Here is a 23,930-nt window from a genome sequence, read left to right as displayed (position 1 = left end):
TCGGACCGGGGCCGGGCGGCTGATGTTCAGTGAACCCTCCGTCACGCACAGTGGGTACGGTGAGAGGCAGTTGAAGCGGTATACGCGGTTTACAGCTCCTGAGCGGAGGCAATCGTGGCAGCAGCGCCGAGAGGTCCCAACTCCCGCCTGCGTGACGTCATCGAGGCGATCGGCTGCACCTACGAGGCTCTGGCGAAGGACGTCCGGCGTATCGCAGCCGAGAACGGCGAGCTCCTCCAGACCAACAAGTCGGCCGTCTCCCACTGGGTGAACGGCGCACGCCAGCCGACCGGACGGACAGGCCAGTACCTTGCTGAGGCGCTGTCCCGCAGGACAGGCCGCCCCATCACTCTGGTCGAGATTGGCCTTCGAGCACCCGAAACTACGGTGGCGCAGGAGCCCGATCCTGTTCTGGCCGCCACCGATCTGGGCCGTGCCGACGTCGAACGCCGCCGCTTCCTTGCCGTGGCTGCCTTCACCACGGCCGGGGTGGCCATGCCGCTCTTCTACGACCACGAGGCCACCGCCCGCATGCTGCGGGCCCGCACCGGCCGCTCCCTGGTCGGGATGGAGGACGTGGACGTCGTAGGGCAGATCACTGCGGCTTTCAGCGCGGCTGATGAACGCCTCGGTGGCGGCCACGGCCTGACCACGGTCACGGCCTACCTCGCCGACACCGCCGCTCCCATGCTCCGCGGCCGATTCGCGAATGAAGCGCTACGGCAAGCGGCATTCGGTGCCGTCGCCGAACTCGCGTACCTCGCCGGGTGGAAGCACCACGACCTCGGCCAGGAAGGGGCCGCCCAGCGCTATTACCAGGTCGGCTACCAACTCGCCTGCGAAGCCGACCCACGCGGCCACGCCGCCTGGATGATGCGCGCCCTCGCCCATCAGTCCCTCAGCCTCAAACAGCCCCACCACTGCGTCGACCTTGTCGAAGGCGCCCTCACCCGCGGCCTGGGCCACGTCGATGGCCAGACCGAGGCGCTACTGCACATCACCCACGCCCGTGCCTACGCTGCGGTCGGCGCGAAGCCCGCAGCGGCCCGCGCTCTGCTCGCCGCCGAAGACGCCCTCCTACGCGACGATGGACCCCAGCCCAGCTACTCCCGCGTCAGCGGCCCGGCCGCCGGCACCGTCGCCAGCCACACCGCCCGCACTCTGACCGACCTCGCCGACCACGTCGGTACCGAGCAACAGCACCGCGATGCCCTGGTGCGCTGGGACCCCGAGAAATACAAGCGCGTCCACGCCCTCACGCACGCCGATCTCGGCGACAGCCTCGCCGCCCAGGCCCGCGCCGACGAGGCCGTAGCCGCTTGGTCAGAGGCCCTGACCTTGATGGAGGGCATGACCTCGGACCGCACCCGAAAGGCCATCACCTCGCTACCTCGCTCCGCTCCACCCTCTCCATCTATCAGCGCCGCAAAGTGCCCGGAGCCGCCGAACTCACCCGCCGCGCACGCGAAGCGCTGGCCTAAGCTGCCACCATCCGGCCGACGAAGGGACACCAGCCGTGGCTCAGCGGACCACCGACGACCAGCCAAAAGCCCTGCCGCCCGCCCTCGAATCCATGACCCTGCTGGTCGCCGCCGTCATCGTCCACGACAAGACCACCAACCGCGTCGTCCTCCTTCAGCGCAGCCAGAACGCCAAGTTCGCACAGGGCATGTGGGACCTCCCCGTCGGCAAGAGCGAACCCGGCGAGCCCATCACGGAGACCGCCGTACGCGAGCTGTACGAGGAGACCGGCCTGACCGTGAAGCCGGAATCCCTGAAGGTCGCCCACATCATCCACAGCGCCTGGGGCGTGGAGGCTCCCAACGGCTTCCTCACCGTCGTCTTCACCGCCCACGAATGGACCGGCGAACCCGACAATCGCGAACCACGCAAACACTCCCAGGTCTGCTGGGTCGATGCCGACGCCATCCCCGCGGAGTTCGTGGACACCACCGCCAGTGCCCTTCACCGGTACCTCGTCGGCGACCCGGGGGTCTCCCTCGACGGCTGGTGACAGGGGCGCCCACGCGATTCGGCCGATCGCCAGAGCGGGCCTCTCCCACTCTTCGACGTGATGTACCTGACCACAGTCATGCTCCTGCTGCGCCAAGCGTAAGAGCCCTACCTTGAAACGGGGCTTTTCAGACACCTTCTCGCCAGAATGCACGCGTTGCAGACAAGTTCTGGAAAGCGTTCGCAAGGGCAGCGAGCCATCCGATATACACATGCCGGTTCAGACTTGTAGCGATCGGACCAGAGGATGGGTGTGTCGAGCTCAGCCAAGCGGGGAGGCGCTGCAGCACTTACCGTCGTTGTAGCTGCTGCAAGCGGGGTCGCAACCAACGCTGCAACGAGCAGGCCCACTTGGGGCTGGTGCATAGCACTCGTTGTGCTCGTGATCGTGGGGGCCGGACTTCAGCTATATCTGACCTTGCGACCGAATCAAGATGGACACGTGCCCGTAGCAGCACAGGGTGCCGGATCGGTGGCGATCGGTGGGTCATCGCGGGGTGAGAAGATAAAAACCCGGTCGAGCGGTACTGCATCGCCCACGAGTACACCGAGTAGCGGAGTCATTGCCCAGGGCCCAGGATCGGTTGCCATCGGGCGAGACAATGAATCCTCTATCGAAACTGAGGCGTAAAGAGCACAGGGGCAGTGACAGATGCGCACCTCAAAGACCATAGCGAGTGCTTCAGGAGCCGTAGCTGTCGGCAATGACAATAACGGCCACATCTTTACCGGCCCAGTAACCTTTCAGAAGGAGGGCGGCCACAGTAGCGCATGGAATTCACCTCATTCCCTGCCGCCTGAAATTCCCGACTTCACAGGTCGGAACCGAGAGATCTCCGAGATTGAAATCGGGATTGCCTGGAAATAGACGAGAACCAGCGAGCTCTTTTCCACGCTGAAGAGGCTCTTCGAATCGGAGATGGCGTTGCATCTCCCTATCTTCGGGGCGCTTCATGCCTTGCAGCAATGATCATTTGTGATGATCTGGGCCGACCCGAACTCGTCGCAAAGCACCTAACCGAGTTACGGACAATTGCCGATAAGTACCCCGAGATGGTCTCGCATCTCCGGAAAGAATACGAGGGCGAAGGGTGGAACGTACCCGGCGATTCGATTGGCAATGGAGCCGGAGGGTAGAACCTTCGGAATGAGTCCAAGGCGCGTCTGTCTCAAAAACGGTCTACACGGTCACTGGGATGACCCCCAGATCAGACCTGCCCCCTTTTGTTGGTGAGATGCCTCAGCACGGAGGTCTTCCCTGCTCCCGGCTCGCCCAGCACGACCATCGCGCCAGCCGTCGCGATCACGGAAGGAAGGGCCAGCGCACCCTCACGCAGCCGCTCCACCTCGGTGACCACATGGTCATCCCCAGTGCGAAACGCCTCGGTGACTCGCGGAATCGAATCCTCCGCTGTGGCATGCGCGCCGCGGATTCTGCACACACGAGGCACATGAAAACCGAACACATCTCCCGCCATGGCCCAATTCTGTCAGCGCCCACTGACAGCAAGCGCTCGACGGGCAGACGCAGATCACCGTGCGCCAACTGTCCCGTGTGCTCAGTCCGCACATAGTCCGCAAGACACCCGCTCAAGGCCGACACACCCCATCGCCACCAATGGCAAAAAGACCAGGTCAGCGACCCGCAGGAGACATCCCCGCAGGTCACCAACCTGGCCCATTACTAGGAGACCAAGAAGGCCTGATCCTCGGCCGCGTTGTCTCCCGACCGCACCCGGTCCGCCGGTCGCCGAACATGGCGTCCGTGACGGTCCGGGTGCGGTCGTTTCCGGCCGTGCCGCTCACCGCGCTCCGGGAAGCCGCTCACTCCCGGTGCGGGCGCCGGGGGCGGGCCAGGCCCAGGTCGTACGCGAGGATCGTGGCCTGGACCCGGTCGCGCAGGTCCAACTTGCCGAGCAGGGCGTTGACGTGGGACTTCACCGTGCCGGTGGTCACGCCGAGGGTCTCGGCGATCTCCGCGTTGGTGTGGCCCGCCGCCACCAGGGTCAGCACCTCGCGTTCGCGGGGCGTGAGCGAGGTGAGGAGTTCCGGGTCCGGGGCGGGGGCCGTGTCCGCGAAGGCGTCGATCAGGCGGCGGGTGACGGTGGGCGCGAGCATGGCCTCACCCGAGGCCACGACCCGGATGCCGGCGAGGAGTTCCTCCGGCAGCGCGTCCTTCAGGAGGAAGCCGGAGGCCCCGGCGCGCAGGGCGTCGTGGACGTAGGCGTCCTGGTCGAAGGTGGTCAGGACGAGGACACGCGGGGCCGCCGCCCCCGCGTCCGCGGTGAGCAGGCGGGTCGCCGTCAGGCCGTCCATGCCCGGCATGCGGATGTCCATCAGGACGACGTCCGGGGAGAGTTCGCGGGCCAGCCGCACGGCCTGGGCGCCGTCCCGCGCCTCCGCCACCACGTGCAGGTCCGGTTCCGCGTCGACGATCGCCGCGAATCCGGCGCGGACCACGGCCTGGTCGTCGACGACCATCACTCGGACGGCTCCGGCGTCCGCGTTCTCGGTGGTGATGGGGGTACCTCCTTCTCCGGGCTCTCGGGTGTCGTCCGGACACCGGCCGTCGTCGGATGCCGACGCGGCCCGCGTACGTTACCCGGGTCCGTCACCTCTCTCAGCGCCGCCAGCAGGTCCCGCATGGACGACAGGCCCGCCCTCGCCTCGTCCGCCACGCCCTTGAGGTCGCCCGCCTCCGCCCGCGCCACCACCTCGCCCGCGTGCCGTCCGACCTCGCCGCGCAGTTCCACGGCGATGCGGCGGCGCTCCTCGTACGCCTCGAAGACCGCGGCGCGGACCGTCTCGGTGAGCGCGTGGTCCTCGATCGCCCTGATGCGTTCGCGCCGGGCACGGACCACCGCCCCGACGGTCCAGGGCACCGCCAAGGGGAACAGGAACAGCACCCCGAGCGCGCACGCCATGAAGACGACCGCGCCGAAGCCGCCGTCCTGGTCGAGGTCCGCCATGCCGTCGGCCGCCGCCAGGGCGAGTGACGACAGGGACAGCCCGGCCGCTCCCACCGCCATGGCCGGCCAGGTGACGCGCGCCGGCCCCGCGAAGGCGCCCACGGCGTGCACGGCCACGCACTGCGCCACTGCCCCGCCCACCGCCAGGCAGAGCGCCACCGCGGGCGACACGATCCCGAAGGCGACCCCGAGCGGCGCGAGCCAGGCCGTGGCGAGGACCGCGCAGAGCACCGCCCAGGGCGCCCGGCGCCGCCACAGCAGCGGCAGCGCGTGGAGGAGGGCGGGCCCGCAGGCCAGGGCGGTGTCGCCGGGGCTCTCCGCGAGGACGGCGAAGACCGGGAGCGAGGCGACGGCGAGCACGGTCGCCCCATCGGCCGGATCCAGGCCGCGCAGGGCCCGGTGGCGTGAGGCGTGGCGGCGCAGCGGGGCCGTGGTGCGCGGCAGCCGTGCGCGCACCGACCAGCCGGGGCCGTCGGCGCGCGGCCCCGCCTCCAGGGTGCCGTCCAGCGCGGCGGCGCGCTCCCGCATGCCCGCGGTGCCCCGGCCCGCCCGAGCCGCTGCCGGGCCCCGGAGGAGGACGCGTCGGGCGGCGTCGGGCCCGCCGCCCCGTCGTCCTCGACCCAGAGGTCGACCGCGCCGTCCCGTTCGAAGACGCCGATCCGTACGCGTACGGCGGCCCCGGGGGCGTAGCGCAGGGCGTTGGTGAGGGCCTCGCGGACGATGCCGAAGGCCGCGTCCGCGACCGGGCCGGTCAGGGCCGCGAGGTCCGGCGCCACGTCCACGGCGGGGCGCAGGCCCAGGCGGGCGAAGCCGTCGGCCAGTTCACCGACGCGCTCCTCGATGCCGCTCTCCTCGTCGGCGGCGCGGGTGCGCATCATCGCGACCAGGCGGTGCAGCGCCTCCAGCGTCTCGCGTCCGCTGTCCGCCGCGAATTCGAGGGCCTGCCCCGTCAGTTCCGGTCGGCGGTCACCGAGCCGCAGCGCCGCGTCCGCGGTGACGACGACGGAGGTGAGGTGGTGGGCGCTGACGTCGTGCAGTTCGCGGGCCAGGCGCAGGCGTTCGGTCCCGGCGGCCCGGTTCCGTTCGGCTTCCGCCCGCGCCAGGTCCCGTGCGGCGGCCCGGCGTCCGGCGAGCCAGCGGCGGCGGCTGCGGCCGAGCCCCACGACGGTCAGGAAGAGCGCGCAGTTCACAAGGGTCTCGCCGCCGACCTCGACCACGGAGTCGAACAGCATCGCCGCGCGGACCGCTTCCGCGACGACGAGGACGGCCCCGACCAGGGCGGCCGTCCGCACAGGTCGGCGCACCACGACCGAGTACAGGGCCACCAGCACGGCCACCGAGTGCAGCAGTGTCGCGTCCTCGGGCAGGAACGACCCGCCCACCAGGCCCGCCTCCACGACCAGCGCGGCGGCCACCGGACGACTCCGGCGCACGCCGAGCCCCGCGGTGATCACGACCGCGACGATCAGCGCCGCCGTGAGCTGCGCGGCGCCGGTCTGGTCCCCGTCCCGCAGCGCGCGCCCCGGCCAGTAGGCCAGCTGCTGGATCGCCAGCAAGGCGGGCAGCAGCCAGTTACGTATCCCCTCCACCGTGACGTATCCCCTCCATATGGGCTCCGATGATACGGAGGGGCGGTACCTCTCTATCCCAGGGTGGAGAGCGCGATCCTGCCGACGGCCGACGTCGTGGCGCGGCTCGGCTGGAATGCTGGGGCACATGACCACGACGCCCTCCCCGGCCGGGCCTCCGCACGATCCGTACGCACCGCCCCCGCCACCGCCACCGCACGCGCCGTCCCCCGCCGCCCCTCCGTACGCATCCGGTCCGTACGCCCAGTTCACCCCGTACGGCGCGCCCACCCCGTACGCCCACCACCCGCACCACCCCCGCCACCCGCACCCCGTGGACACCCCGCCACCGCTCCCCTACCACCGCCTCGCCCTGATCAGCGGCCGGCACCGCTGGTGGCGGCCCCTGGCGGGCACGGGCCTCGTGCTGGCCGGTGGTGTCGCCGTGATGCTGCTCGTGCTGCTCGGCGCCGAGGTGACGGGCGCGCTGCTCGACCGGCCGGTGGACGCGGACGGATTCCGGGTGTGGGGCGGCGTCGCGGAGACCGGCCTCGCCCTGCTCTCCCTCGCGCTGCTGCTCCCCGTGGTGCTGCTCGCCGCCCGCTGGGCCCAGCGGCGTCCGGCCGGGACGGTGTCGTCGGTCGCCGGGCGGCTCCGGTGGGCCTGGCTCGGGCGGTGCACGGCGATGGGACTGCCCCTGGTCGCGGGGGCGTTCGGGGTGATGATGCTGCTGCCCGTCCCGGCGGGCGACGGCGCGGACGACATGCGGTGGGTCGGGCTCCCCGACTTCCTGCTCGGCCTCGCGATGGTGTGCGTACTCGTGCCGTTCCAGGCGGCGGCCGAGGAGTACGTGTTCCGGGGCTGGCTGACGCAGGCGGTCGGCGCCTGGCTCCGCTCCCCGTGGCCGGCGATCCTGCCCCAGGCGGCGCTGTTCGCGGCGGCCCACGGCTGGGGCACGCCGTGGGGGTTCGCGGACCTGGTGGTGTTCGGTCTGGTCGCGGGCGTACTGACGGTGCGTACGGGCGGCCTTGAGGCGGCCATCGCGCTGCACGTGCTCAACAACCTGCTGGCCATGGGGTTTTCGGCCGCCGTCGTCGGGGCGCTCGCCTCCGACGAGACGGCCGCCGACATGGACTGGATGTCGGTCTGCGTCGACGTCGTGATGCTCTGCGGGTACGCGGCGCTCGTGCTGTGGGCGGCGGGCCGCCGCGGGATCCAGGCGGTCGGTACGGGCGCGCAGGCCCGCCGGTGAGTGCCCCGGAGCTGAGGGAAGAGCGCGAGACGGCGAAGGCCCCGGCCCCTGCCCCGCGGCGCTCGCTGGTCCGGCGCGGCGTCCGTGACGTCTTCCAGGGTTACGCCCTGTGGCTGCTCTACCGGTGGCTCGTCCATGGCATGGACGAGGTCTCTCCCGGCATGCGCGAGCTGCTGGCGCTGTTCGTCGTGGTCGCGCTGTGGGTGTGCGTGGCCGGATTCCTGCGGGGCCGTGCGGACCGCCAGGCCCGGCGGACGGCCGTGATCGCGGCGGCCCTGGCGGTAGGGGCGTTCGTGACGGTCGTCGCGGCGCGGCCGGCGCCCATCGCCCTCGCCGAACTGCCGACGCCCGCCGCGAGCGCCCTGATGCTCGCGCTCGCCGGGGGCCTCGGGCTGTGGGTGCGGTACGCGGAGCCGTGCGGGCGGTCTTGATCGCCGGTGCCCGGCGGGTGAGGCTTGGCGGGGGCGCCGGGTCCCCGCCGGGAATTGCGAGGAGCCGCCCATGGGCAGCGGTTGGGCGGCCGGGCTGCTCATCGGCACCATCGTCCTGGCGGGCTCGTCCGTGCAGCGCCTCACCGGCATGGGCTTCGCCCTGGTCACGGTCCCCGCCCTGACGCTGCTGCTGGGCCCCGCGCAGGGCGTCGTCCTCGCCAACTGCGCGGCCGGTGCCATCAGCGCGGTGGGGCTCGTCGGCGGCTGGCGCCAGGTGCGGCCCGCGGTGATGCTCCCGCTGGTCGGCGCGGCGATGTGCACCGTGCCCGCCGGGTCCTGGGTGGCCGCGCGGCTACCGGAGCCGGTGCTGATGACCGGCGTGGGGGCGCTGGTGTGCTCGGCGGTGCTGCTGGTGCTGCGGGGCGCCCGGGTGCCCGCCCTGCACGGGGCCAAGGGGGCGGTCGCGGCGGGGGCCGCGGGCGGGTTCATGAACGCCTCCGCCGGGGTGGGCGGCCCGCCGATGTCCCTGTACGCGGTGAACGCGGGCTGGTCGATGCGGGAGTTCGTCCCGAACGCCCTCTTCTACGGAGTGGCCGTGAACGCCGTCTCCGTACTGTCCAACGGCCTGCCCCACCTGAGTACGCCCGTCTGGTCACTGGCAGGGGCGGGGCTCGCGGCGGGTGCGCTGATCGGCGGGGCCCTCACGGACCGGGTGCCGGAACAGCGGGCCCGCACGTTCGTGCTGCTGCTCGCGCTCGCCGGGGGCGCGGTGACCCTCGCCAAGGGGCTGTGGGGTACGGCGACGTGAAGCCGCCGCGCATTACACGGCGCCGTGCGGCCGATCAGCCGTAGGGCGGCCGGGTTAATCACTTGCCGCGTGCGGCGGCCCCCTGCTGCACTTGCGGGAGCCGGCGAGAGACCGGCGCAGTCGACGAAGGAGCAGCAGATGCGGCGTTCGTGCATGTCCCGACCGGAAGGAAGTCACCTCTCTTCAAAGGACATGACGGTACGTGCATTCACCTGCTCCGCACACCTTGAACCTGGGCATCCTCGCCCACATCGACGCCGGTAAGACCAGCCTGACCGAGCGGCTCCTGCACGCCGCCGGGGTCATCGACGAGATCGGCCGCGTCGACGACGGAAACACGCAGACCGACTCACTCGCCCTGGAGCGACAGCGCGGCATCACGATCAAGTCCGCGGTCGTCTCCTTCACCATTGAGGCCCCGCAGGGCGCCGGTGAGGGCGTCACGGTCAACCTGATCGACACCCCCGGCCACCCGGACTTCATCGCCGAGGTGGAGCGGGTCCTGAGCGTGCTCGACGGCGCCGTGCTCGTGATCTCCGCGGTGGAGGGCGTCCAGGCGCAGACCCGCGTCCTGCTGCGCACCCTGCGGCGGCTGCGCATCCCCACCCTGATCTTCGTGAACAAGGCGGACCGCGCCGGCGCCCGGTACGACGGCGTCCTGACGCACATCGCCGAGCGGCTCACCCCCGACATCGTGCCGATGGGCACGGTCACGGGCATCGGCACACGTGAGGCCCGCTTCACCCCCTTCACCAGGGGTGGCGCCGAGGGCAGGGGCTTCACCACCCGGCTGACCGAACTGCTCGCCGGGCACGACGACACGCTGCTCACGGCCTACGTGGACGACGCCTCGTCCCTCTCGTACGACCGCCTGCGCGGTGAGCTGGCCCGGCAGACCGGGCAGGCCCTGGTGCACCCCGTCTTCTTCGGCTCGGCGGCGACGGGCGTGGGGATCGCCGAACTGACGGAAGGGATCCGGGAGTTGCTGCCGTCGGCCGCCGGGGGCGCCGAAGGTCCCCTCTCCGGGAGGGTCTTCAAGGTCGAGCGCGGGAGCGCCGGGGAGAAGATCGCGTACGTACGCGTGTTCTCGGGCACGGTCCGCACGCGTGAGCGTGTCGACATCACGGGCGTCACCGGCAGCACCGACGGCGCGGCGGGCGAGGGGGCCGACGGCCGCCGCGAAGGCAAGGTCACCGCCGTCAGCGTCTTCGACCAGGGCACGGACGTGCGCCGCGCGGAGGTCCGCGCGGGGCGGATCGGCAAGCTGTGGGGGCTCGGCGACGTCCGGATCGGCGACGTGATCGGCGTACCGCCCAAGGGGTCAGGACCCGGCGACCGGTTCTTCGCGCCGCCCACCCTGGAGACGGTCGTCGCCCCGCTGCGCCCCGCCGACCGGGGCGCCCTGCACGTCGCGCTCACGCAGCTCGCCGAGCAGGACCCGCTGATCGACCTGCGGCAGGACGCCGTCCGGCAGGAGGTGTCGGTGTCGCTCTACGGAGAGGTGCAGAAGGAGGTCATCCAGGCGACGCTGGCCGAGGAGTTCGGCCTCGACGTCTCCTTCCGCGAGACGACGACCATCTGCGTGGAGCGGGTCATCGGCACGGGCGAGGCGTTCGAGGTGGGCGAGAAGGAGCCCAATCCGTTCCTCGCCACGGTCGGGCTGCGCGTCGGGCCCGCGCCGGTGGGCGCGGGGGTGACGTTCCGGCTCGGCGTCGAGCTCGGTTCGATGCCGTACGCGTTCTTCCGGGCCGTCGAGGAGACCGTCCGGGAGACGCTGCACCAGGGCCTGTACGGCTGGCGCGTCCCCGACTGCACGGTCACGATGACGCGCGCCGGTTACTGGCCGCGCCAGAGCCACGCGCACGGCACCTTCGACAAGAGCATGTCGAGCACCGCCGGTGACTTCCGGAACCTGACGCCGCTGGTCCTGATGGACGCGCTGCGCGAGGCGGGTACGGCGGTGCACGAGCCGATGCACCGCTTCCGGCTCGACGTGCCCGCCGACACGGTCGGGGCGGTGCTGCCCGCCCTGGCCCGGCTGCGGGCGGTCCCCCACACCCAGGCGGCGAGCGGGGCCTCGTACCGCCTGGAAGGGGACATCCCGGCGCAGCGGGTGCACGCGCTGGAGCAGCTGCTGCCCGGACTCACGCGCGGCGAGGGCGAGTTGGAGTCCGCCTTCGACCACTACGAGCCGGTGCGCGGCCCGGCCCCGGTGCGCGAGCGGACCGACCACGATCCGCTCCACCGCAAGGAGTACCTGCTGCGGGTGGTGCGCAGGACGTCCGCCTGAGGGGCCGGCGGGTCACTCCCCGAGCGGCGGCAGCGGCGGGAGCCGCAGCTTCCGCAGCCGCTCGGGGTCGGCGATGATGTTGATCTCCACGATCTTGCCGTCCACGACGCTGAAGGAACCGAGGGAGAACACCTCGCCGCCCGGGGCCGCGACCAGGCCCGGCAGGCCGTTGACGAGCACCACGTGCTGGTGCACGGCGAGCCGCGCGAACATCGCCGCCTGCGCGGCCACCGTCGCCGCGCCCCGCACCAGCTTCGACAGGCCCGAGGACAGCTCGCCGGTGTCCGATCGCAACACGACGTCCGGGTCGAGGAGTTCGAGCAGCGCGTCGAAGTCGCCCGCCTTCGTGGCGGCCGTCCAGGCCTCGACGACCTCGCGCTGCTTGGCGACGTCCGTCTCCTGGGCCGGCGCCGAGCCCTGCACGCGGCGGCGGGCCCGGCTGGCCAGCTGCCGGGTCGCGGCGGGCGTGCGCTCCACGATGACCGCGATCTCGTCGAACGGCACGGCGAACATGTCGTGCAGCACGAACGCGAGCCGCTCGGCGGGCGCGAGCGTGTCCAGCACCACGAGCAGCGCGAGGCCCACCGAGTCGGCGCGCAGCACCTCCTGCTCGGGGTCGACGACGTCCGCGCGGCTGACGACCGGGTCCGGCACGTGCGTCTCCAGGGAGACGTCCAGGGACTCCTCGCGCCGTGACTGCCGCGAGCGCAGCAGGTCCAAGCAGACCCGGCCGACGACGGTCGTCAGCCAGCCGCCGAGGTTGCGCACCTCGCCCGCGCCTCCGGGCCCCGACGCCGCGGCCGCCTGGGTACGGCTGAGCCGGAACCACGCCTCCTGGACCGCGTCCTCGGACTCGCTCAGCGAACCGAGCATGCGGTACGCGACCGCGTTCAGCCGGGGCCGGTGCTCCTCGAAACGCGCGGCCAGGTCGGCCTCGGCCGATGCGTTGACGTCCACTGCACATTCTCCCGTTCCCCGCACCCACGTGATGCCTGGGGAGAACAGTAATGAACGCCCGCGCCGCGCCCCTGTCCGAGGCGGTCCTTCTCGCTACCGGAGCTGTCACAGAAGCGGCGCCAACACCGCGCGCAGATCGGCCGGTTCGCGGTAGAGCAGGCCGGTCATGCCCAGCGCCTCGGCCGCCGCGACGTTCTCCTGGCGGTCGTCCACGAACAGGCAGCGGCCCGGGGCCGCCCCGGCCCGCTCCGCCGCCACCTCGTAGATGCGGCGGCCGGGCTTGGTGACGCCGAGGTCGGCGCTGCTGACCACGGCGTCGAAGACACCGGACGGGCCGGTGAGGCCGAGCAGCGCCAGGTCGTCGGCGAGCCATGGCGTCGCGTTCGTCACCAGCAGGACCGGGAGCCCGGCCGCGCGGACCTGCCGGAGGAGTGCGACCACCGCGTCGTCCGCCCGGAACTCGGTCTCCGCCAGCGTCGTCCCGAGTGCGCGCCCCCGCTCCCACGGCACCCGGTCGGCGAGGCCGCGGGCGATGGAGTCGATCCACTGCTCCTTGGTGATCTCGCCGCGCATGAGCGGCAGGTCGGTCGCGGGCGCGAAGGCTATCGCGGCGGTGCTGCCCCGCGGCAGCCCTGACTCGGCCTCCAGCTGCTCCAGCTCCGCCATGTCGTAGAAGCGGATCACGCCGTCGAGGTCACTCAGTACGGCGTCGAACACCTGGCCGGAGATCGTCATCGCATGTGTCTACCACGTCTGTCACGTCTGTCACGCGGGCTCTCGGTGCCCGTGTCAGTGCCGTCAGCGGCCGTGTCAGGGGTGTGACAGGGGGCTGACAGGGCCGGTGGCGAAGGTAGCGGCATGAAGAGTTCAGCCATTGCAGTCACAGGGCTCCGCAAGGCGTACGGGGACAAGGCCGTGCTCGACGGCATCGACTTCGAGGTCGCCTCGGGATCGGTCTTCTCCCTGCTCGGTCCGAACGGCGCGGGCAAGACGACCACGGTCAACATCCTGACGACGCTGATGCACGCCGGCGCCGGGACAGCCCGCGTCGCCGGGTATGACGTGGCGTCCCGGACCAAGGAGGTGCGGTCCGTCATCGGCGTGACCGGCCAGTTCGCCGCGGTGGACGATCTGCTGTCGGGGCGGGAGAACCTGCGCATGATGGCGGACCTGAAGCGCGTGCGCTCCGCCGGCCAGGTGGTCTCGCAGCTGCTCGATCGCTTCGACCTGGAGGAGTCGGCCGACAAGCTGGCCGCCACGTACTCCGGCGGCATGCGCCGGAAGCTGGACCTGGCGATGACGCTGGTCGGCAAGCCGCGGATCCTCTTCCTCGACGAGCCGACGACGGGCCTCGACCCGCGCAGCCGGCGCACGATGTGGGGGATCGTCCGCGAGCTGGTCGCCGAGGGCACCACCATCTTCCTCACCACCCAGTATCTGGAGGAAGCCGACCAGCTCGCCGACCGGATAGCAGTGCTCAACGAAGGCCGTCTGGTCGCCCAGGGCACCCCCGAGGAGCTGAAGCGCCAGATCCCCGGCACCCACGTCCGGCTCCGCTTCGCCGACCTCCACGGACTCGACGCGGCGGCGCGGGTCCTCGCCTCCTCCACGCGGGACGACGAGGAGCTGACCCTGCGGGTGCCCAGCGACGGTGCGTCGAGGTCGCTGCGGGCCCTGCTCGACCGGCTCGACGAGCACGCGGTCGACGCCGCGGAGTTCTCCGTGCACACGCCCGACCTCGACGACGTATTCCTCGCCCTCACCGAGCACACCACCAAGGAGACGATCACCCGATGAGCGCCGTCGCGACCACCCTGACCGATTCGGCGATCATGCTGCGCCGCAACCTGAAGCACACCCTGCGCAACCCCACCACGGTGTTCAACGCGATCCTGTTCCCGATCGTGATGATGCTCCTGTTCGTCAAGGTCTTCGGCGGCGCGTTCGACGTCGGCGGCGCCGCCTACATCGACTACGCGACGCCCGGCCTGCTCGTGATGGCCATCAGCTACGGCCTCGGGGCCACCTCGGCGGCCGTGAACTCCGACATGTCGAAGGGCATCATCAACCGGCTCAAGACCATGGACGTCTCCCGAGGCGCCGTGCTGAACGGGCACGTCGTCGTCACCACGGTGCGCTGCCTGGTGGGCTGCGCGGCCATCATCGGGGTGGCCTTCGCGATGGGGTTCGACCCGGCCGCGAGCGCCCTCGACTGGCTCGGCGCCATCGGTCTGATCCTGCTGCTCAGCTTCGCCACCGCCTGGCTCACCGTCGCCCTGGGGCTCGCCGCGAAGACCCCGGAGACGGCCGGGCTCGGCACCGTACCGCTGATCATGCTGCCGTTCCTGAGCAGCGCCTTCGTACCCGCGGACACGATGGGGACCGGGGTGCGGCAGTTCGTGGAGTACCAGCCCTTCACGCCCATCATCGAGACGCTGCGGGGGCTGCTGCTGGGCGGCCTGTCCAGGGGCGACGCGCTCGCCGCCGTCGCCTGGTGCGTCGGGATCGCCGCCCTCGGGTACGTGTGGTCGGTCGCCACGTTCAAGAAGCGGGCGTGACCCCGGCCGGCTCGCCTCCGCGTTCAGGAAGCGAGCGTGACCTGGACCAGCTCGGACCAGTCGGCCTCCGCTCCCTCCCGGGCCACCTCGGCGAACCGCGCGTCGCCGAGGTGGTGCCGCACGGCCCGCTCGATGCGGGCCACGTCCGGATGGGACTGGTCCGGCAGCCCCCGTACGCCCGCGCTCGCCGCCAGCAGCCGCGCGGCCTGCTCGTGCTCGTCGCGGCGCAGCGCCAGGTCCGCTACTCCTACGAGCACTTGCGCGATCCCGAGGGCATGCCCGGCCTCGGCCGCCGCCTCGCACGCCGCCGCGCGGTGCGCCCGGGCCTCCGCGAGGTCGTCGGTGAGGTAGCCGAGCATGTCGTGCCGGGCCGCGCGGATCTGCGCCCACCCCGCTTCCTCGTCCAACAGGGTGGTCGCCACGCCGATCTGCCTGCGGGCCTCCTCGGTGTTGCCGGCCCACCGCGCGAGACCCGCCTTCGCGAACGCCAGCTCGGCCAGCGCGTCCGGCCAGCTGACGCGCTCCGCGTACCGCTCCGCCTCGGCGAGGGCCACCGCGCACGCGTCCTTGTCCCCGAGCAGCCAGTGCAGCTGCGCCTGCCGCGCCCGCATCTGGATGAGGTCCTCGGTGGCACCCACCTCGGTGACGGCCGTGATCGCCTCCTCCAGGTACGCGCACGCGGCGGCCAACTCACCGCGCACCACGAACCGCTCCGCCATCTCCGTCAGGGCGAACGAAATGCCGAACCGCTCGCCGAGCACCTGGAACTCGGCGAGCGCCCCCTCCAGGTACGCGTCGGCGGCAGCGGCTTCCGCCCCGCCCAGGCCGAGATGGACCCGCATCTTGCCCAGGTGCAGCCGGGCCAGCGCGCGCACCCAGGGGTCCTCGTCGTCGAGCAGCGGTTCGAACGCCGTCAGGGCCGCCTCGGGCCCGTCCAGCAGCCGGACCATCGCCGTGATGAGCCCCATCAGCGGGTTGCGGCCCTTGCCGCGCCGGCCGAACCGGTCCGCCTCCCGGATCCACTTCTCCGCCTGCTGCTCGTCGGCCCGCCCGGAGCTGACGAACAGTACGACCAGCGCGTACGCCATGGCCCGCGCCTCGTCGGTCACCTCGCCGGGAACCCTCGTCGCCGCGGTGATCAGCTCGATGCCCTCGGCCCTGCGCCCGCTGAGCCACCAGTACCAGCCCGCGCCGCCCGCGAGCCGCATCGCCTCCTGCGCCTCGCCCGCCGCGAGGGCGCCGCGCATCGCCGCGCTGATGTTGTCGTGCTCGGCCTCCAGCCTGGCCAGCCAGTCGAGCTGCTCGGCGCGGCGCAGGTGCGGCTCCGCGGCTTCGGTGAGTTCCGTGAAGTAGGCCAGATGTGCGCGGCGCACCAGATCGGCTTCCCCCGCCTCCGCCAGCCGGTGCGCGGCGTACTCCTTGATCGTGCCCATCATGCGGTAGCGCGGGGTGCCGTCGTCGTCGGCACGCAGCAGGGACTTCTCGGTCAGGGCGGTGAGCAGTTCGAGCACCTGCTCCTGCTCGATGGCGTCGGTGGTGTCCGTGACAGCGGTTACGTCGGTGGCGTCGGTGACGTGGCCCGCGCAGACCCGCTCGGCCGCTTCCAGGCTCGCCCCGCCGGAGAACACCGAGAGCCTGCGCAGGACCATCCGCTCGGCGTCGCTGAGCAGTTCCCAGCTCCAGTCGACTGCCGCGCGCAGCGTCTTGTGGCGCGGCAGCGCGGTGCGGCTGCCGCCGGTCAGCAGCCGGAACCGGTCGTCGAGCCGGGTGGCGAGCTGGTCGACGGACATGGTGCGCAGCCGCGCCGCGGCCAGTTCGATCGCCAGCGGCATCCCGTCCAGGGCGCGGCAGACACGCGCCATCGTCGCCAGCGTGTGGGCGTCGCCCGGGAGGTCCCGGCGCACCGCCGTGGCCCGGTCCCGCAGCAGCTGGACGGCGGGCGAGGACTCGATCGTGCCCGGGTCCGCGTCGCCGCCGGGCAGGGCCAGCGGCTCGACCGGCCACAGCGCCTCCCCGGTGATGCCGAGCGGCTCCCGGCTCGTCGCGAGGATCCGCAGCCGCCGGCACTCCCCGAGCACCCGGTGGGCGAAGACGGCCGCGGACTCGATCACGTGCTCGCAGTTGTCCAGGATCAGCAGCGTCTCGCGCTCGCGGATGGCGGCGATGAGCCGGTCCGTCGGCTCGGCGTTCGGGGTCCCGCCGAGCAGGGTCTCCCGCAGGCCGAGCCCGGCGAGCGCCGCGTGCGCGACGTCGTCGTCGGCTCCTATGCCGGCGAGCTCCACCAGCCAGGCCCCGTCCGGCAGTTCGCCGAGCAGCGTGCGCGCGGTCTCCGTGGCGAGCCTGGTCTTGCCCGAGCCGCCCGGCCCGGTCACGGTGGTGAGCCGGTGCTCGGCGACGAGCCCGCGGACCGCGGCGACATCGGCGTCCTTGCCGACGAAGGTGGTCAGCTCGGCGCGGAGGTTGGAGCCGCGGTTCGTCTCCCGCCGCCCCAGCTCGCCGCGCAGCAGCGCGACGTGGAGCGCGGCCAGCTCCGGCGAGGGGTCGACGCCCAGCGCCTCGGCCAGGGCCTCCTTCGCCCGCTCGTACACCAGCAGCGCCTCGCTGTCGCGGCCGGCGGCGACGAGAGCGCGCATCAGCGCGGCGGCGAGCCGTTCCCGCATGGGGTGCGCGGCCACGAGGTCGGTCAGCTCCGTGACCACCTCGGCGCCGCGCCCGACGGTGATCTCCGCGTCGAACCGCTCCTCGGTGGCGGTCAGACGCAGCCCGTCGAGCCGGGTGACCGCGGCGTCGAACGCGCCGCTCTCCGGCAGCCCGACGTCCTGCATGGCCGCCCCGCGCCACAGCTCAAGGGCCTCACGCAACAGCCGCACCCGCCGGGCGGCGTCCCCCGTGCGGTCCTGGCCCGCGGTGACGAGACGTTCGAACCGCACGGCGTCGACGGCGTCGGGCTCCACCATCAGCCGGTAGCCGTCCGTCCGCCCCTCGATCGCTCCGTCCGGCAGCGCCTTCCTCAGCCGGGAGACCAGGCGCTGAAGGGCGTTCGTCGCGTCGGCGGGCGGCTGCTCCCCCCAGATCCAGTCCACCAGCGTCGCCTTGGGGACCGCGTGTCCCGGCTTGAGCGCGAGAGCGATGAGCAGCCCGCGCAGCCGCGCCCCCGGTACGTCGACCAAGTTGCCGTCGTCCGCGCGCACTTCGAATGGACCCAGCATCCTGATCTGCATCCGTTGATTTTGCCACGACGCCCGCACCGGTCCGGCGTACGCGAACCTACGGGGACCTTGGCGGACCCACGCGGACCCATGCGGCAGTCGAAGCGGTCGCGGTCATGCCCCAGAGGCGCCGCGGTCGGATCACGAAACAGGGCAGCGGTGCACACCACCACCCGGCATCCGAGCGCGACCGTCCGCCCCCGTGCGCGCGCCTCACTTCTCGCCGAGCACCTCGCGGACGGTGGCGCGCACCCGGTCCCGGTCCTCCCGCACGGCCGCGTACCCGGCCTTGTTGTCGCGCACGTCGGCGCGCTGCTTCTCGTCGCTGACGGCCCACCACACGCCGGCGGTGTTCAACTTCCTCTTGCATTCGACATCGGCGACGGCCATGCCCAACTCCCGTTTGCTGGGCGGGGCGTCGGCGTCCTTGCGCCCCGCACTCCACGCCTTGTCGCGGAAGGCCGCCACCGGGCTCTCGTACTCCTTGAAGCCCCTGCCCATGACACACCGCGACCAGTCCCGGAAAGCCCGCCGCACCCGCTCGTCCCTGGCCACGGCCTCGTCGATCTTCTGAGTGCGCCCGGAGACATACCCCCACAGGCGCTCCTGGTCCCCTACGCCTTCCATCAACCGTCGCGCCCCCTCCGCGGCACAGCCACCGTCGGGCACTTCGCGGCCCCGCACCACCTTCTCGCCGCCGTCCTCCGTGCCGAAGCCGTGCAGCACCTCGTACTCCCGCTGGGTGGGGACGCGCCCCTTCGGCTCGGCCTTCTCGTTCCAGGCCGCCGCGCGTTCGGGGTCGAAGCCGTAGCCCCACCGGCGGGCCTGACCGAGGTCGAGAATTCCGTACGGGGCGACCGATACGGCCGTCGCGATGAACTTCTCGCTCATCAGAGGGCCACGTCCGGGGTGGAGCGGAAAGTCGGCGAACCCGAAGGAACGCATGCACTGCCGCACGAGATGCGCCCGCGCCTCATCCATGCGCTTGTGATCGCGGCCACTGAACTCATGCCGGTCCAACGGCAGTTCGGGCAGATCCCGCTCACTCTTCACCCGCGGTACACCGGCCTCCCGCGCGTAACCGGGCAGGTCATCCGCTCCTGGCCCGAATCCGTGGCCGCACCCCACCAACGCCAGCCCCACCAGGGCGAGTCCACCCCACCGCGCCTTCATCGCACCCCTCCCCGGACGGCCGCGCCCGCGCCGACCGTGGGACCTTACCTCCGCCGCCCGACAGACAACGGGGTGACCGCTCACCTCATCGGGACGCACGGCTCACTGGAACGCACGGCTCACTGGGGCGTACCGCTCACTTGATGTCGTCATCAGCAGCCGACGGTGGCGCGGCTGGGTCCTCCCTCTCCTCCGAGGCGTCCCGCTCCCCAGAGTCCGATAACGCCGTGGCCCTTCTGTCGCGCCGCGACCGCAATCGCCTGCCGACGGCCCGCTCGGCCGAGGAGCGGGCGGCGTCGGCGGCGTCCACACGGGCCTCGCACTGCCCGTTGCGACATGGCCCGGGGCCCCATACGGGGACGAATACCCCGAGCACCTTGCGCCGCCGGATGACCGTACCGACCGGTTGTCCACAGGCCTCGCACACGGGCTCGTCCTGCGGGCCGGGGCCGGGTCGGAGCCCTTCGCTGCCCATACCGGACAGCGTATTCCTGATCGGCCCCACCCGGCAGTCCCAGGGCACTCCGCCTCGACCAGGGCTCCGGCCGAGGCCCTGCCTCAAGCCCCGGGGACCTCAATGCCACGGGCACCAATGTCACGGGCACCAATGTCACGGCCCAATGTCGCGGATCGAAGCCCCCGCGCCCGGCTCACCGCCCTCAGACGGCCCCGCTCGGCTCACGCCACATCGGCCACATTCGCGGGCCGTCCGGCAGGTCCAGCGGCGTCTCCGTCACGGCGAAACCAAGCCGCTCGTACAGACCCCGGCTCCGCGCGCTGCTCGCCTCCAGGTAGGCGTGCAGGCCGTCCTTGTCGCAGCGTTCGAGCACGGGGGCGATCAGCGCCGTGCCGAGCCCCTCCCCCTGCCGGTCCGGCCGCACGGCGATCATGTGGAGGTACTGGTGCGGCCGGTCGGTCGGGTGGGCCGCCTCCGTGAGCCGGCCGATCAGTTCGATCCGCTTGTTCTCCGGGTCGACGGCCTGGCGCAGCAGCGCGGGACCGTCGGCCGCCGCCTCCGCGCTCTCCGCGCCGGCCTCTGACGCCGCCCGTACGGACCACCACAGGGCCACGGCGGCGCCGTCCTCGGTGATGTCGATATGGCCCTCGCCCAGCGCGAGGTCGAAAAAGGCGTCCATCAGCGCGCCGTGCCTGCGCCGGCGGTGCTCCTCACCGGGAAAGACCCACGTGCTCACCGGGTCCCACATGAACGCCTCGTCGAGCAACCGGATCACATGGGCCCGATCTCCCTCCCCGGCCCTACGGATCGCCACGCCCACAGCCCCGCCCGCCCCCTCACCGCTCGCCACGACTGACGGCGGAGCATCAGGCACACACCCAACTCCGCGTCCTCACCCGCCGGTTGCAGCCTAAGCGATCGCCCCCCTGCTACCCGCGGAAGGCTCCCGGGACCCCACTGATCACTACGGCCCCGGGACCCTCCCGCCATCACCTCACCTCACGTCACTTCACCCCTATGCGGCCTCCCTTCCCGCCGGGCACACCTGCCCGCGCACTTCACCCCGCGTACGCCCTCCCCCATGCGGCCCCCACCGCGTAAGCCCTCACCCTCAATGCGTACGCCGCGTCACGAACTCGGCCAGCGCCAGCAGCCCTCCCGCCGCCTCCGGGTCGGGGACCGCCCTGGCCAGCTGGCCTATCGCCCTCGACATCCGGTCGGCCGCGTGCCCCTGCGCCCAGTCACGCCCGCCCGCACGCTCCACCGCACGGGCCGCCCGCTCCAACTCGCCTTCCCCCTCCCCCGTGTCATCGCCGGACGGAGCGCCGGGCGGAGCGCCGTACAGCTCGGCCAGTTCGGCCGCGGCCGGCGTGCCCGAGGCGAGCGCGGCGACCACCGGCAGCGATTTCTTGCGGACCGCGAGGTCGGCACCCGCGGGCTTGCCCGTGCGGCCGGGGTCGCCCCAGATGCCGATGACGTCGTCGATGAGCTGGAAGGCGAGCCCGGCCTCGCGGCCGAACCCGTCGAGCGCGTCGACCTCCTCCGGTCCCCCGCCCGCGTACAGCGCCCCGATCGCGCACGCGCAGCCCAGCAGCGCGCCGGTCTTGGCCTCGGCCATGGCCAGGCACTCGTCGAGCGTGACCTCGCCGGGACCGCGCCGCTCCAGGGCGCAGTCCGCGTGCTGCCCCGCGCAGAGCTCCACGACGCAGCGGGCGAGGCGGGCGGCCGCCGCCGGGGCCGCCGGGTGGGTGTCCTCGGCGAGCAGCCGCTGCGCCAGCGCCTGGAGGGCGTCACCGACGAGGATCGCGTCGGCGTCGCCGAACACGGTCCAGGCGGTGGGCCGGTGCCTGCGCGTGGTGTCGCGGTCCATCACGTCGTCGTGCAAGAGCGTGAAGTTGTGGATCAGCTCCACGGCCGCCGCGGCCCGCACGGCCGTGGCGGGCTCCCCGCCGAGCGCCCGCACCGCGGCGAGCACGAGCGCGGGCCTGATGGCCTTGCCCGCGTTCCCCGCGGTCGGTGTGCCGTCGGCCTGCTCCCATCCGAAGTGGTAGCGGGCGACCCTGCGCAAGGAACCTGGCAGGGAGTCGACCGCCCTGCGCAGCCCGGGATCGACGCACTCGCGCGCCGCGGCGAGGATCTCCGTGGCCTCGTGCCCGTCGCCGGGGCCGTGGGCCGGCGCCCCCGCGCCGGCCGCGTCCGCGACGCCGATCGGCGTCACACCTGCCGTCGTATCCGGCATGTCCGTCGTCGTGTCGGTCATGGCCTCACCTCGGAAGGACCGCGGACGGTGGCGACGGGCACGGTCCAGGGCTCACGTCCAGCGGCCGATCTCGACGTTCTCCAAGACACCGAGCGCGTCCGGCACCAGCACCGCGGCGGAGTAGTAGGTCGACACCAGGTAGGAGATGATCGCCTGCTCGCTGATGCCCATGAACCGCACGGACAGGCTCGGCTCGATCTCGTCCGGGATGCCGCTCTGCCGCAGGCCGACGACACCCTGCTCCTCCTCGCCCGTACGCATACAGATGATGGAGGTGGTGCGGGCCTCGGTCACCGGGATCTTGTTGCACGGGAAGATCGGCACCCCGCGCCAGGTCGGGATCCTGTTCCCGCCCATGTCGATGGTCTCGGGGACGAGTCCGCGCTTGTTCAGCTCGCGGCCGAACGCGGAGATCGCGCGCGGATGGGCGACGAAGAGCTTCGATCCCCGCCTGCGGCTGAGCAGTTCGTCCATGTCGTCGGGGCCCGGCACACCGTCGTGCGGCTGGATCCGCTGGTCGTACTCACAGTTGTTCAGGAGCCCGAACTCGCGGTTGTTGATGAGCTCGTGCTCCTGACGCTCCTTGAGCGCCTCGACGGTGAGCCGCAGCTGCTGCTCGGTCTGGTTCATCGGCTGGTTGTAGAGGTCGGCCACGCGCGTGTGGACGCGCAGCACGGTCTGGGCGACGCTCAACTCGTACTCGCGGGGCGACGATTCGTAGTCCACGAAGGTGCCCGGCAGCACCGCCTCGCCGACGTGCCCGGCGGAGAGGTCGATGGCCGCCTCGCCGTACTTGTTGGTCCGCTGGGCCGGGATGGACCGCAGCCGCTGGAGGTGAGCGCGCAGTGATTCGCTGCGCCCGGCGACCTCTTCGAGGTCCTGCCGCGGCAGAGTGAGGACGGTGCACGCCGTGACGGCACGCGCGGTGTACTCCCAGATGGCCTCGGAGTCGAGGAGCGCCTGCTCGCCGAAGTAGGCACCGTCGGCGAGCGTCCCGAGCACCGCGTCGCCGCCGTACGGGCCCGTGCCGACCTTCTCCACACGGCCGTGCGCGAGCAGGAACACCTCGTCCGCCGGGCTCCCGAAGGAGGTCAGGATGTCGCCGACGGCGAACTCCCGCTGCCGGCAGCGCCGCGCCAGCCTCGTCAGCACCTCCTGGTCGTCGAAGCCCCGCAGCACAGGCAGCTCGCCCAGCTCGGCCGGGATGACCTCCACATGGTCGCCCGTCTTCACAAAGGTCACCCGGCCGTCACCGACCGAGTAGCTCAACCGGCGGTTCACGCGGTACGTGCCACCCTGCACCTGGACCCAGGGCAGCATCCGCAGCAGCCAGCGCGAGCTGATCTCCTGCATCTGAGGTGCCGACTTGGTGGTGGTGGCCAGATTCCGCGCGGCCGATGTCCCGAGGCTCTGCTGCGGCTCCTGCGACTCTGCGCGAACCTCTTCGCCTACCGACATGTGACTGTGCCCTCCCGAGTACCTGCGTGACCCGCTGCCAGCGGTGATCTGCACGGGTCAGCCTTCCAGCACGGACCGTGGCCGCGCCATTACACGAACGAGCGGGAATGGATCATGCCGAGATGGGGCAGTAGGGCGCGTTTCCACCCGTTCGGCCTCACTCGGGTGCGCCGGGGAACTTCAAGATCCTGGCGTCCGTTGGAACCGTCGCGGGGCATCGCACCGCCCGCACCCTTCGCTTCAACCGGCAGGAGACAGCAATGGCAGGCTTCCTGGATCGCGCCAAAGAGCAGGCGCAGCGGGGCCTCACACAGGGCAAGCAGAAGCTCGACGAGGTCCAGGAGAAGCGTGCAGGCGACGCCCTCCTGAAGAAGCTCGGCGCCGCGTACTACGCGGAGCGTCGGGGCACCGGCTCCCCGCAGGCCACGCAGCAGGCACTCCAGGCCCTGGAGTCCCACATCGCGACGAACGGCGACGGCTTCCTGCACGGCAACTGACCGGATCGGCTCGCACGGTGCCCGAACAAG

Annotated in this window: 20 protein-coding genes and 1 pseudogene; 10 read left to right on the top strand and 11 right to left on the bottom strand. The window is 72.0% G+C overall.

From position 1 onward, the window contains the following. Positions 1–114 precede the first annotated feature (114 nt). Together KKZ08_RS25850 and KKZ08_RS25845 are read left to right on the top strand one after the other, a co-directional pair. Positions 115–1,481: pseudogene (locus tag KKZ08_RS25850) on the top strand (tetratricopeptide repeat protein). A 35-nt stretch (positions 1,482–1,516) separates the two neighbouring features. Further along, positions 1,517–2,014 carry an NUDIX domain-containing protein gene (locus KKZ08_RS25845; protein ID WP_223776706.1) on the top strand — a complete coding sequence of 166 codons (498 nt, stop codon included), beginning with the start codon at positions 1,517–1,519 and terminating at the stop codon, positions 2,012–2,014. 1,207 nt (positions 2,015–3,221) lie between these two features. On the opposite strand, the gene KKZ08_RS25840 is transcribed toward KKZ08_RS25845, so the two are convergent. From KKZ08_RS25840 to KKZ08_RS25830, 3 genes are all read right to left on the bottom strand, one after another. Then, entirely contained in the window at positions 3,222–3,491 is a 270-nt protein-coding gene (locus KKZ08_RS25840) for a hypothetical protein (RefSeq protein ID WP_223776705.1), read from the bottom strand. 346 nt (positions 3,492–3,837) lie between these two features. Then, complete coding sequence (locus KKZ08_RS25835) at positions 3,838–4,494, bottom strand: response regulator transcription factor (RefSeq protein WP_223776704.1); 657 nt, start codon at positions 4,492–4,494, stop codon at positions 3,838–3,840. Continuing rightward, complete coding sequence (locus KKZ08_RS25830; protein WP_223779385.1) at positions 4,494–5,510, bottom strand: hypothetical protein; 1,017 nt, start codon at positions 5,508–5,510, stop codon at positions 4,494–4,496. Before KKZ08_RS25830 ends, KKZ08_RS25835 begins: the two co-directional genes overlap by 1 nt. Here KKZ08_RS25830 and KKZ08_RS38710 point away from each other — a divergent pair. The 5 genes from KKZ08_RS38710 to KKZ08_RS25805 all read left to right on the top strand — a co-directional run bounded on the left by KKZ08_RS38710 (position 5,429) and on the right by KKZ08_RS25805 (position 11,331). Beyond that, positions 5,429–6,604: a hypothetical protein gene (locus KKZ08_RS38710; protein ID WP_263303357.1), complete on the top strand. Its 1,176-nt coding sequence runs from the start codon at positions 5,429–5,431 to the stop codon at positions 6,602–6,604. The two genes, KKZ08_RS25830 and KKZ08_RS38710, sit on opposite strands and share 82 nt — an antisense overlap. A gap of 94 nt (positions 6,605–6,698) precedes the next feature. Beyond that, positions 6,699–7,802 (top strand): CPBP family intramembrane glutamic endopeptidase, encoded by a 1,104-nt coding sequence (locus tag KKZ08_RS25820; protein ID WP_223776703.1) that lies wholly within the window; start codon positions 6,699–6,701, stop codon positions 7,800–7,802. Continuing rightward, on the top strand, positions 7,799–8,233 hold the full coding sequence (locus KKZ08_RS25815) for a hypothetical protein (RefSeq protein ID WP_223776702.1): 435 nt from the start codon (positions 7,799–7,801) through the stop codon (positions 8,231–8,233). The genes KKZ08_RS25820 and KKZ08_RS25815 overlap by 4 nt, the downstream gene beginning before the upstream one ends. A gap of 70 nt (positions 8,234–8,303) precedes the next feature. After that, positions 8,304–9,041, top strand: a complete 738-nt coding sequence (locus KKZ08_RS25810; protein ID WP_223776701.1) for a sulfite exporter TauE/SafE family protein — start codon at positions 8,304–8,306, stop codon at positions 9,039–9,041. Positions 9,042–9,243: 202 nt separating this feature from the next. Continuing rightward, on the top strand, positions 9,244–11,331 hold the full coding sequence (locus tag KKZ08_RS25805) for a TetM/TetW/TetO/TetS family tetracycline resistance ribosomal protection protein (RefSeq protein WP_223776700.1): 2,088 nt from the start codon (positions 9,244–9,246) through the stop codon (positions 11,329–11,331). 12 nt (positions 11,332–11,343) lie between these two features. Here KKZ08_RS25805 and KKZ08_RS25800 read toward each other — a convergent pair whose 3' ends face one another. Continuing rightward, positions 11,344–12,288, bottom strand: a complete 945-nt coding sequence (locus KKZ08_RS25800; RefSeq protein ID WP_223776699.1) for a sigma-70 family RNA polymerase sigma factor — start codon at positions 12,286–12,288, stop codon at positions 11,344–11,346. 105 nt (positions 12,289–12,393) lie between these two features. Continuing rightward, positions 12,394–13,023, bottom strand: coding sequence for an HAD-IA family hydrolase (locus tag KKZ08_RS25795; protein WP_223776698.1), 630 nt, complete (start codon positions 13,021–13,023; stop codon positions 12,394–12,396). A gap of 123 nt (positions 13,024–13,146) precedes the next feature. On the opposite strand from KKZ08_RS25795, the gene KKZ08_RS25790 reads away from it, so the two are divergent. Together KKZ08_RS25790 and KKZ08_RS25785 are read left to right on the top strand one after the other, a co-directional pair. Continuing rightward, entirely contained in the window at positions 13,147–14,085 is a 939-nt protein-coding gene (locus tag KKZ08_RS25790; protein WP_223776697.1) for an ATP-binding cassette domain-containing protein, read from the top strand. Beyond that, positions 14,082–14,846, top strand: a complete 765-nt coding sequence (locus KKZ08_RS25785; protein WP_223776696.1) for an ABC transporter permease — start codon at positions 14,082–14,084, stop codon at positions 14,844–14,846. The genes KKZ08_RS25790 and KKZ08_RS25785 overlap by 4 nt, the downstream gene beginning before the upstream one ends. Before the next feature lie 23 nt (positions 14,847–14,869). Here KKZ08_RS25785 and KKZ08_RS25780 read toward each other — a convergent pair whose 3' ends face one another. The 6 genes from KKZ08_RS25780 to KKZ08_RS25755 form a co-directional block, all read right to left on the bottom strand. Beyond that, a complete protein-coding gene (locus KKZ08_RS25780) occupies positions 14,870–18,067 on the bottom strand; it encodes a BTAD domain-containing putative transcriptional regulator (protein ID WP_223776695.1) in 3,198 nt (1,065 codons plus the stop codon). Between the two features lie 201 nt (positions 18,068–18,268). Further along, complete coding sequence (locus KKZ08_RS25775) at positions 18,269–19,228, bottom strand: hypothetical protein (protein ID WP_223776694.1); 960 nt, start codon at positions 19,226–19,228, stop codon at positions 18,269–18,271. Between the two features lie 136 nt (positions 19,229–19,364). Further along, complete coding sequence (locus KKZ08_RS25770) at positions 19,365–19,703, bottom strand: hypothetical protein (RefSeq protein WP_223776693.1); 339 nt, start codon at positions 19,701–19,703, stop codon at positions 19,365–19,367. Between the two features lie 184 nt (positions 19,704–19,887). Continuing rightward, positions 19,888–20,505 (bottom strand): GNAT family N-acetyltransferase, encoded by a 618-nt coding sequence (locus KKZ08_RS25765; RefSeq protein ID WP_223779191.1) that lies wholly within the window; start codon positions 20,503–20,505, stop codon positions 19,888–19,890. 291 nt (positions 20,506–20,796) lie between these two features. Then, positions 20,797–21,924, bottom strand: coding sequence for a family 2 encapsulin nanocompartment cargo protein polyprenyl transferase (locus KKZ08_RS25760; RefSeq protein WP_223779190.1), 1,128 nt, complete (start codon positions 21,922–21,924; stop codon positions 20,797–20,799). A gap of 72 nt (positions 21,925–21,996) precedes the next feature. Next, the gene (locus KKZ08_RS25755; protein ID WP_223776692.1) at positions 21,997–23,403 is read right to left on the bottom strand and encodes a family 2B encapsulin nanocompartment shell protein; all 1,407 of its coding nucleotides are present in this window, start codon (positions 23,401–23,403) and stop codon (positions 21,997–21,999) included. Positions 23,404–23,663: 260 nt separating this feature from the next. Between KKZ08_RS25755 and KKZ08_RS25750 the strand changes: the two genes are divergently transcribed. Then, on the top strand, positions 23,664–23,900 hold the full coding sequence (locus KKZ08_RS25750; RefSeq protein WP_223776691.1) for a hypothetical protein: 237 nt from the start codon (positions 23,664–23,666) through the stop codon (positions 23,898–23,900). Positions 23,901–23,930: the final 30 nt, after the last annotated feature.

Source organism: Streptomyces sp. 135 (genome assembly GCF_020026305.1).
Classification (GTDB): domain Bacteria; phylum Actinomycetota; class Actinomycetes; order Streptomycetales; family Streptomycetaceae; genus Streptomyces.
Note: the sequence above shows the minus strand (reverse complement) of the source record. Positions and strands in the feature narration are given on the sequence as shown.

Coding starts and splice junctions, on each gene's coding strand:
- KKZ08_RS25835 (WP_223776704.1), bottom strand. CDS start 4,494: ATGGTCGTCGACGACCAGGCCGTGGTCCGCGCCGGATTCGCGGCGATC.
- KKZ08_RS25770 (WP_223776693.1), bottom strand. CDS start 19,703: ATGGGCAGCGAAGGGCTCCGACCCGGCCCCGGCCCGCAGGACGAGCCC.
- KKZ08_RS25760 (WP_223779190.1), bottom strand. CDS start 21,924: ATGCCGGATACGACGGCAGGTGTGACGCCGATCGGCGTCGCGGACGCG.
- KKZ08_RS25750 (WP_223776691.1), top strand. CDS start 23,664: ATGGCAGGCTTCCTGGATCGCGCCAAAGAGCAGGCGCAGCGGGGCCTC.
- KKZ08_RS25785 (WP_223776696.1), top strand. CDS start 14,082: ATGAGCGCCGTCGCGACCACCCTGACCGATTCGGCGATCATGCTGCGC.
- KKZ08_RS25790 (WP_223776697.1), top strand. CDS start 13,147: ATGAAGAGTTCAGCCATTGCAGTCACAGGGCTCCGCAAGGCGTACGGG.
- KKZ08_RS25755 (WP_223776692.1), bottom strand. CDS start 23,403: ATGTCGGTAGGCGAAGAGGTTCGCGCAGAGTCGCAGGAGCCGCAGCAG.
- KKZ08_RS25820 (WP_223776703.1), top strand. CDS start 6,699: ATGACCACGACGCCCTCCCCGGCCGGGCCTCCGCACGATCCGTACGCA.
- KKZ08_RS25775 (WP_223776694.1), bottom strand. CDS start 19,228: ATGAAGGCGCGGTGGGGTGGACTCGCCCTGGTGGGGCTGGCGTTGGTG.
- KKZ08_RS25840 (WP_223776705.1), bottom strand. CDS start 3,491: ATGGCGGGAGATGTGTTCGGTTTTCATGTGCCTCGTGTGTGCAGAATC.
- KKZ08_RS25810 (WP_223776701.1), top strand. CDS start 8,304: ATGGGCAGCGGTTGGGCGGCCGGGCTGCTCATCGGCACCATCGTCCTG.
- KKZ08_RS25830 (WP_223779385.1), bottom strand. CDS start 5,510: ATGCGGGAGCGCGCCGCCGCGCTGGACGGCACCCTGGAGGCGGGGCCG.
- KKZ08_RS25795 (WP_223776698.1), bottom strand. CDS start 13,023: ATGACGATCTCCGGCCAGGTGTTCGACGCCGTACTGAGTGACCTCGAC.
- KKZ08_RS25780 (WP_223776695.1), bottom strand. CDS start 18,067: ATGCAGATCAGGATGCTGGGTCCATTCGAAGTGCGCGCGGACGACGGC.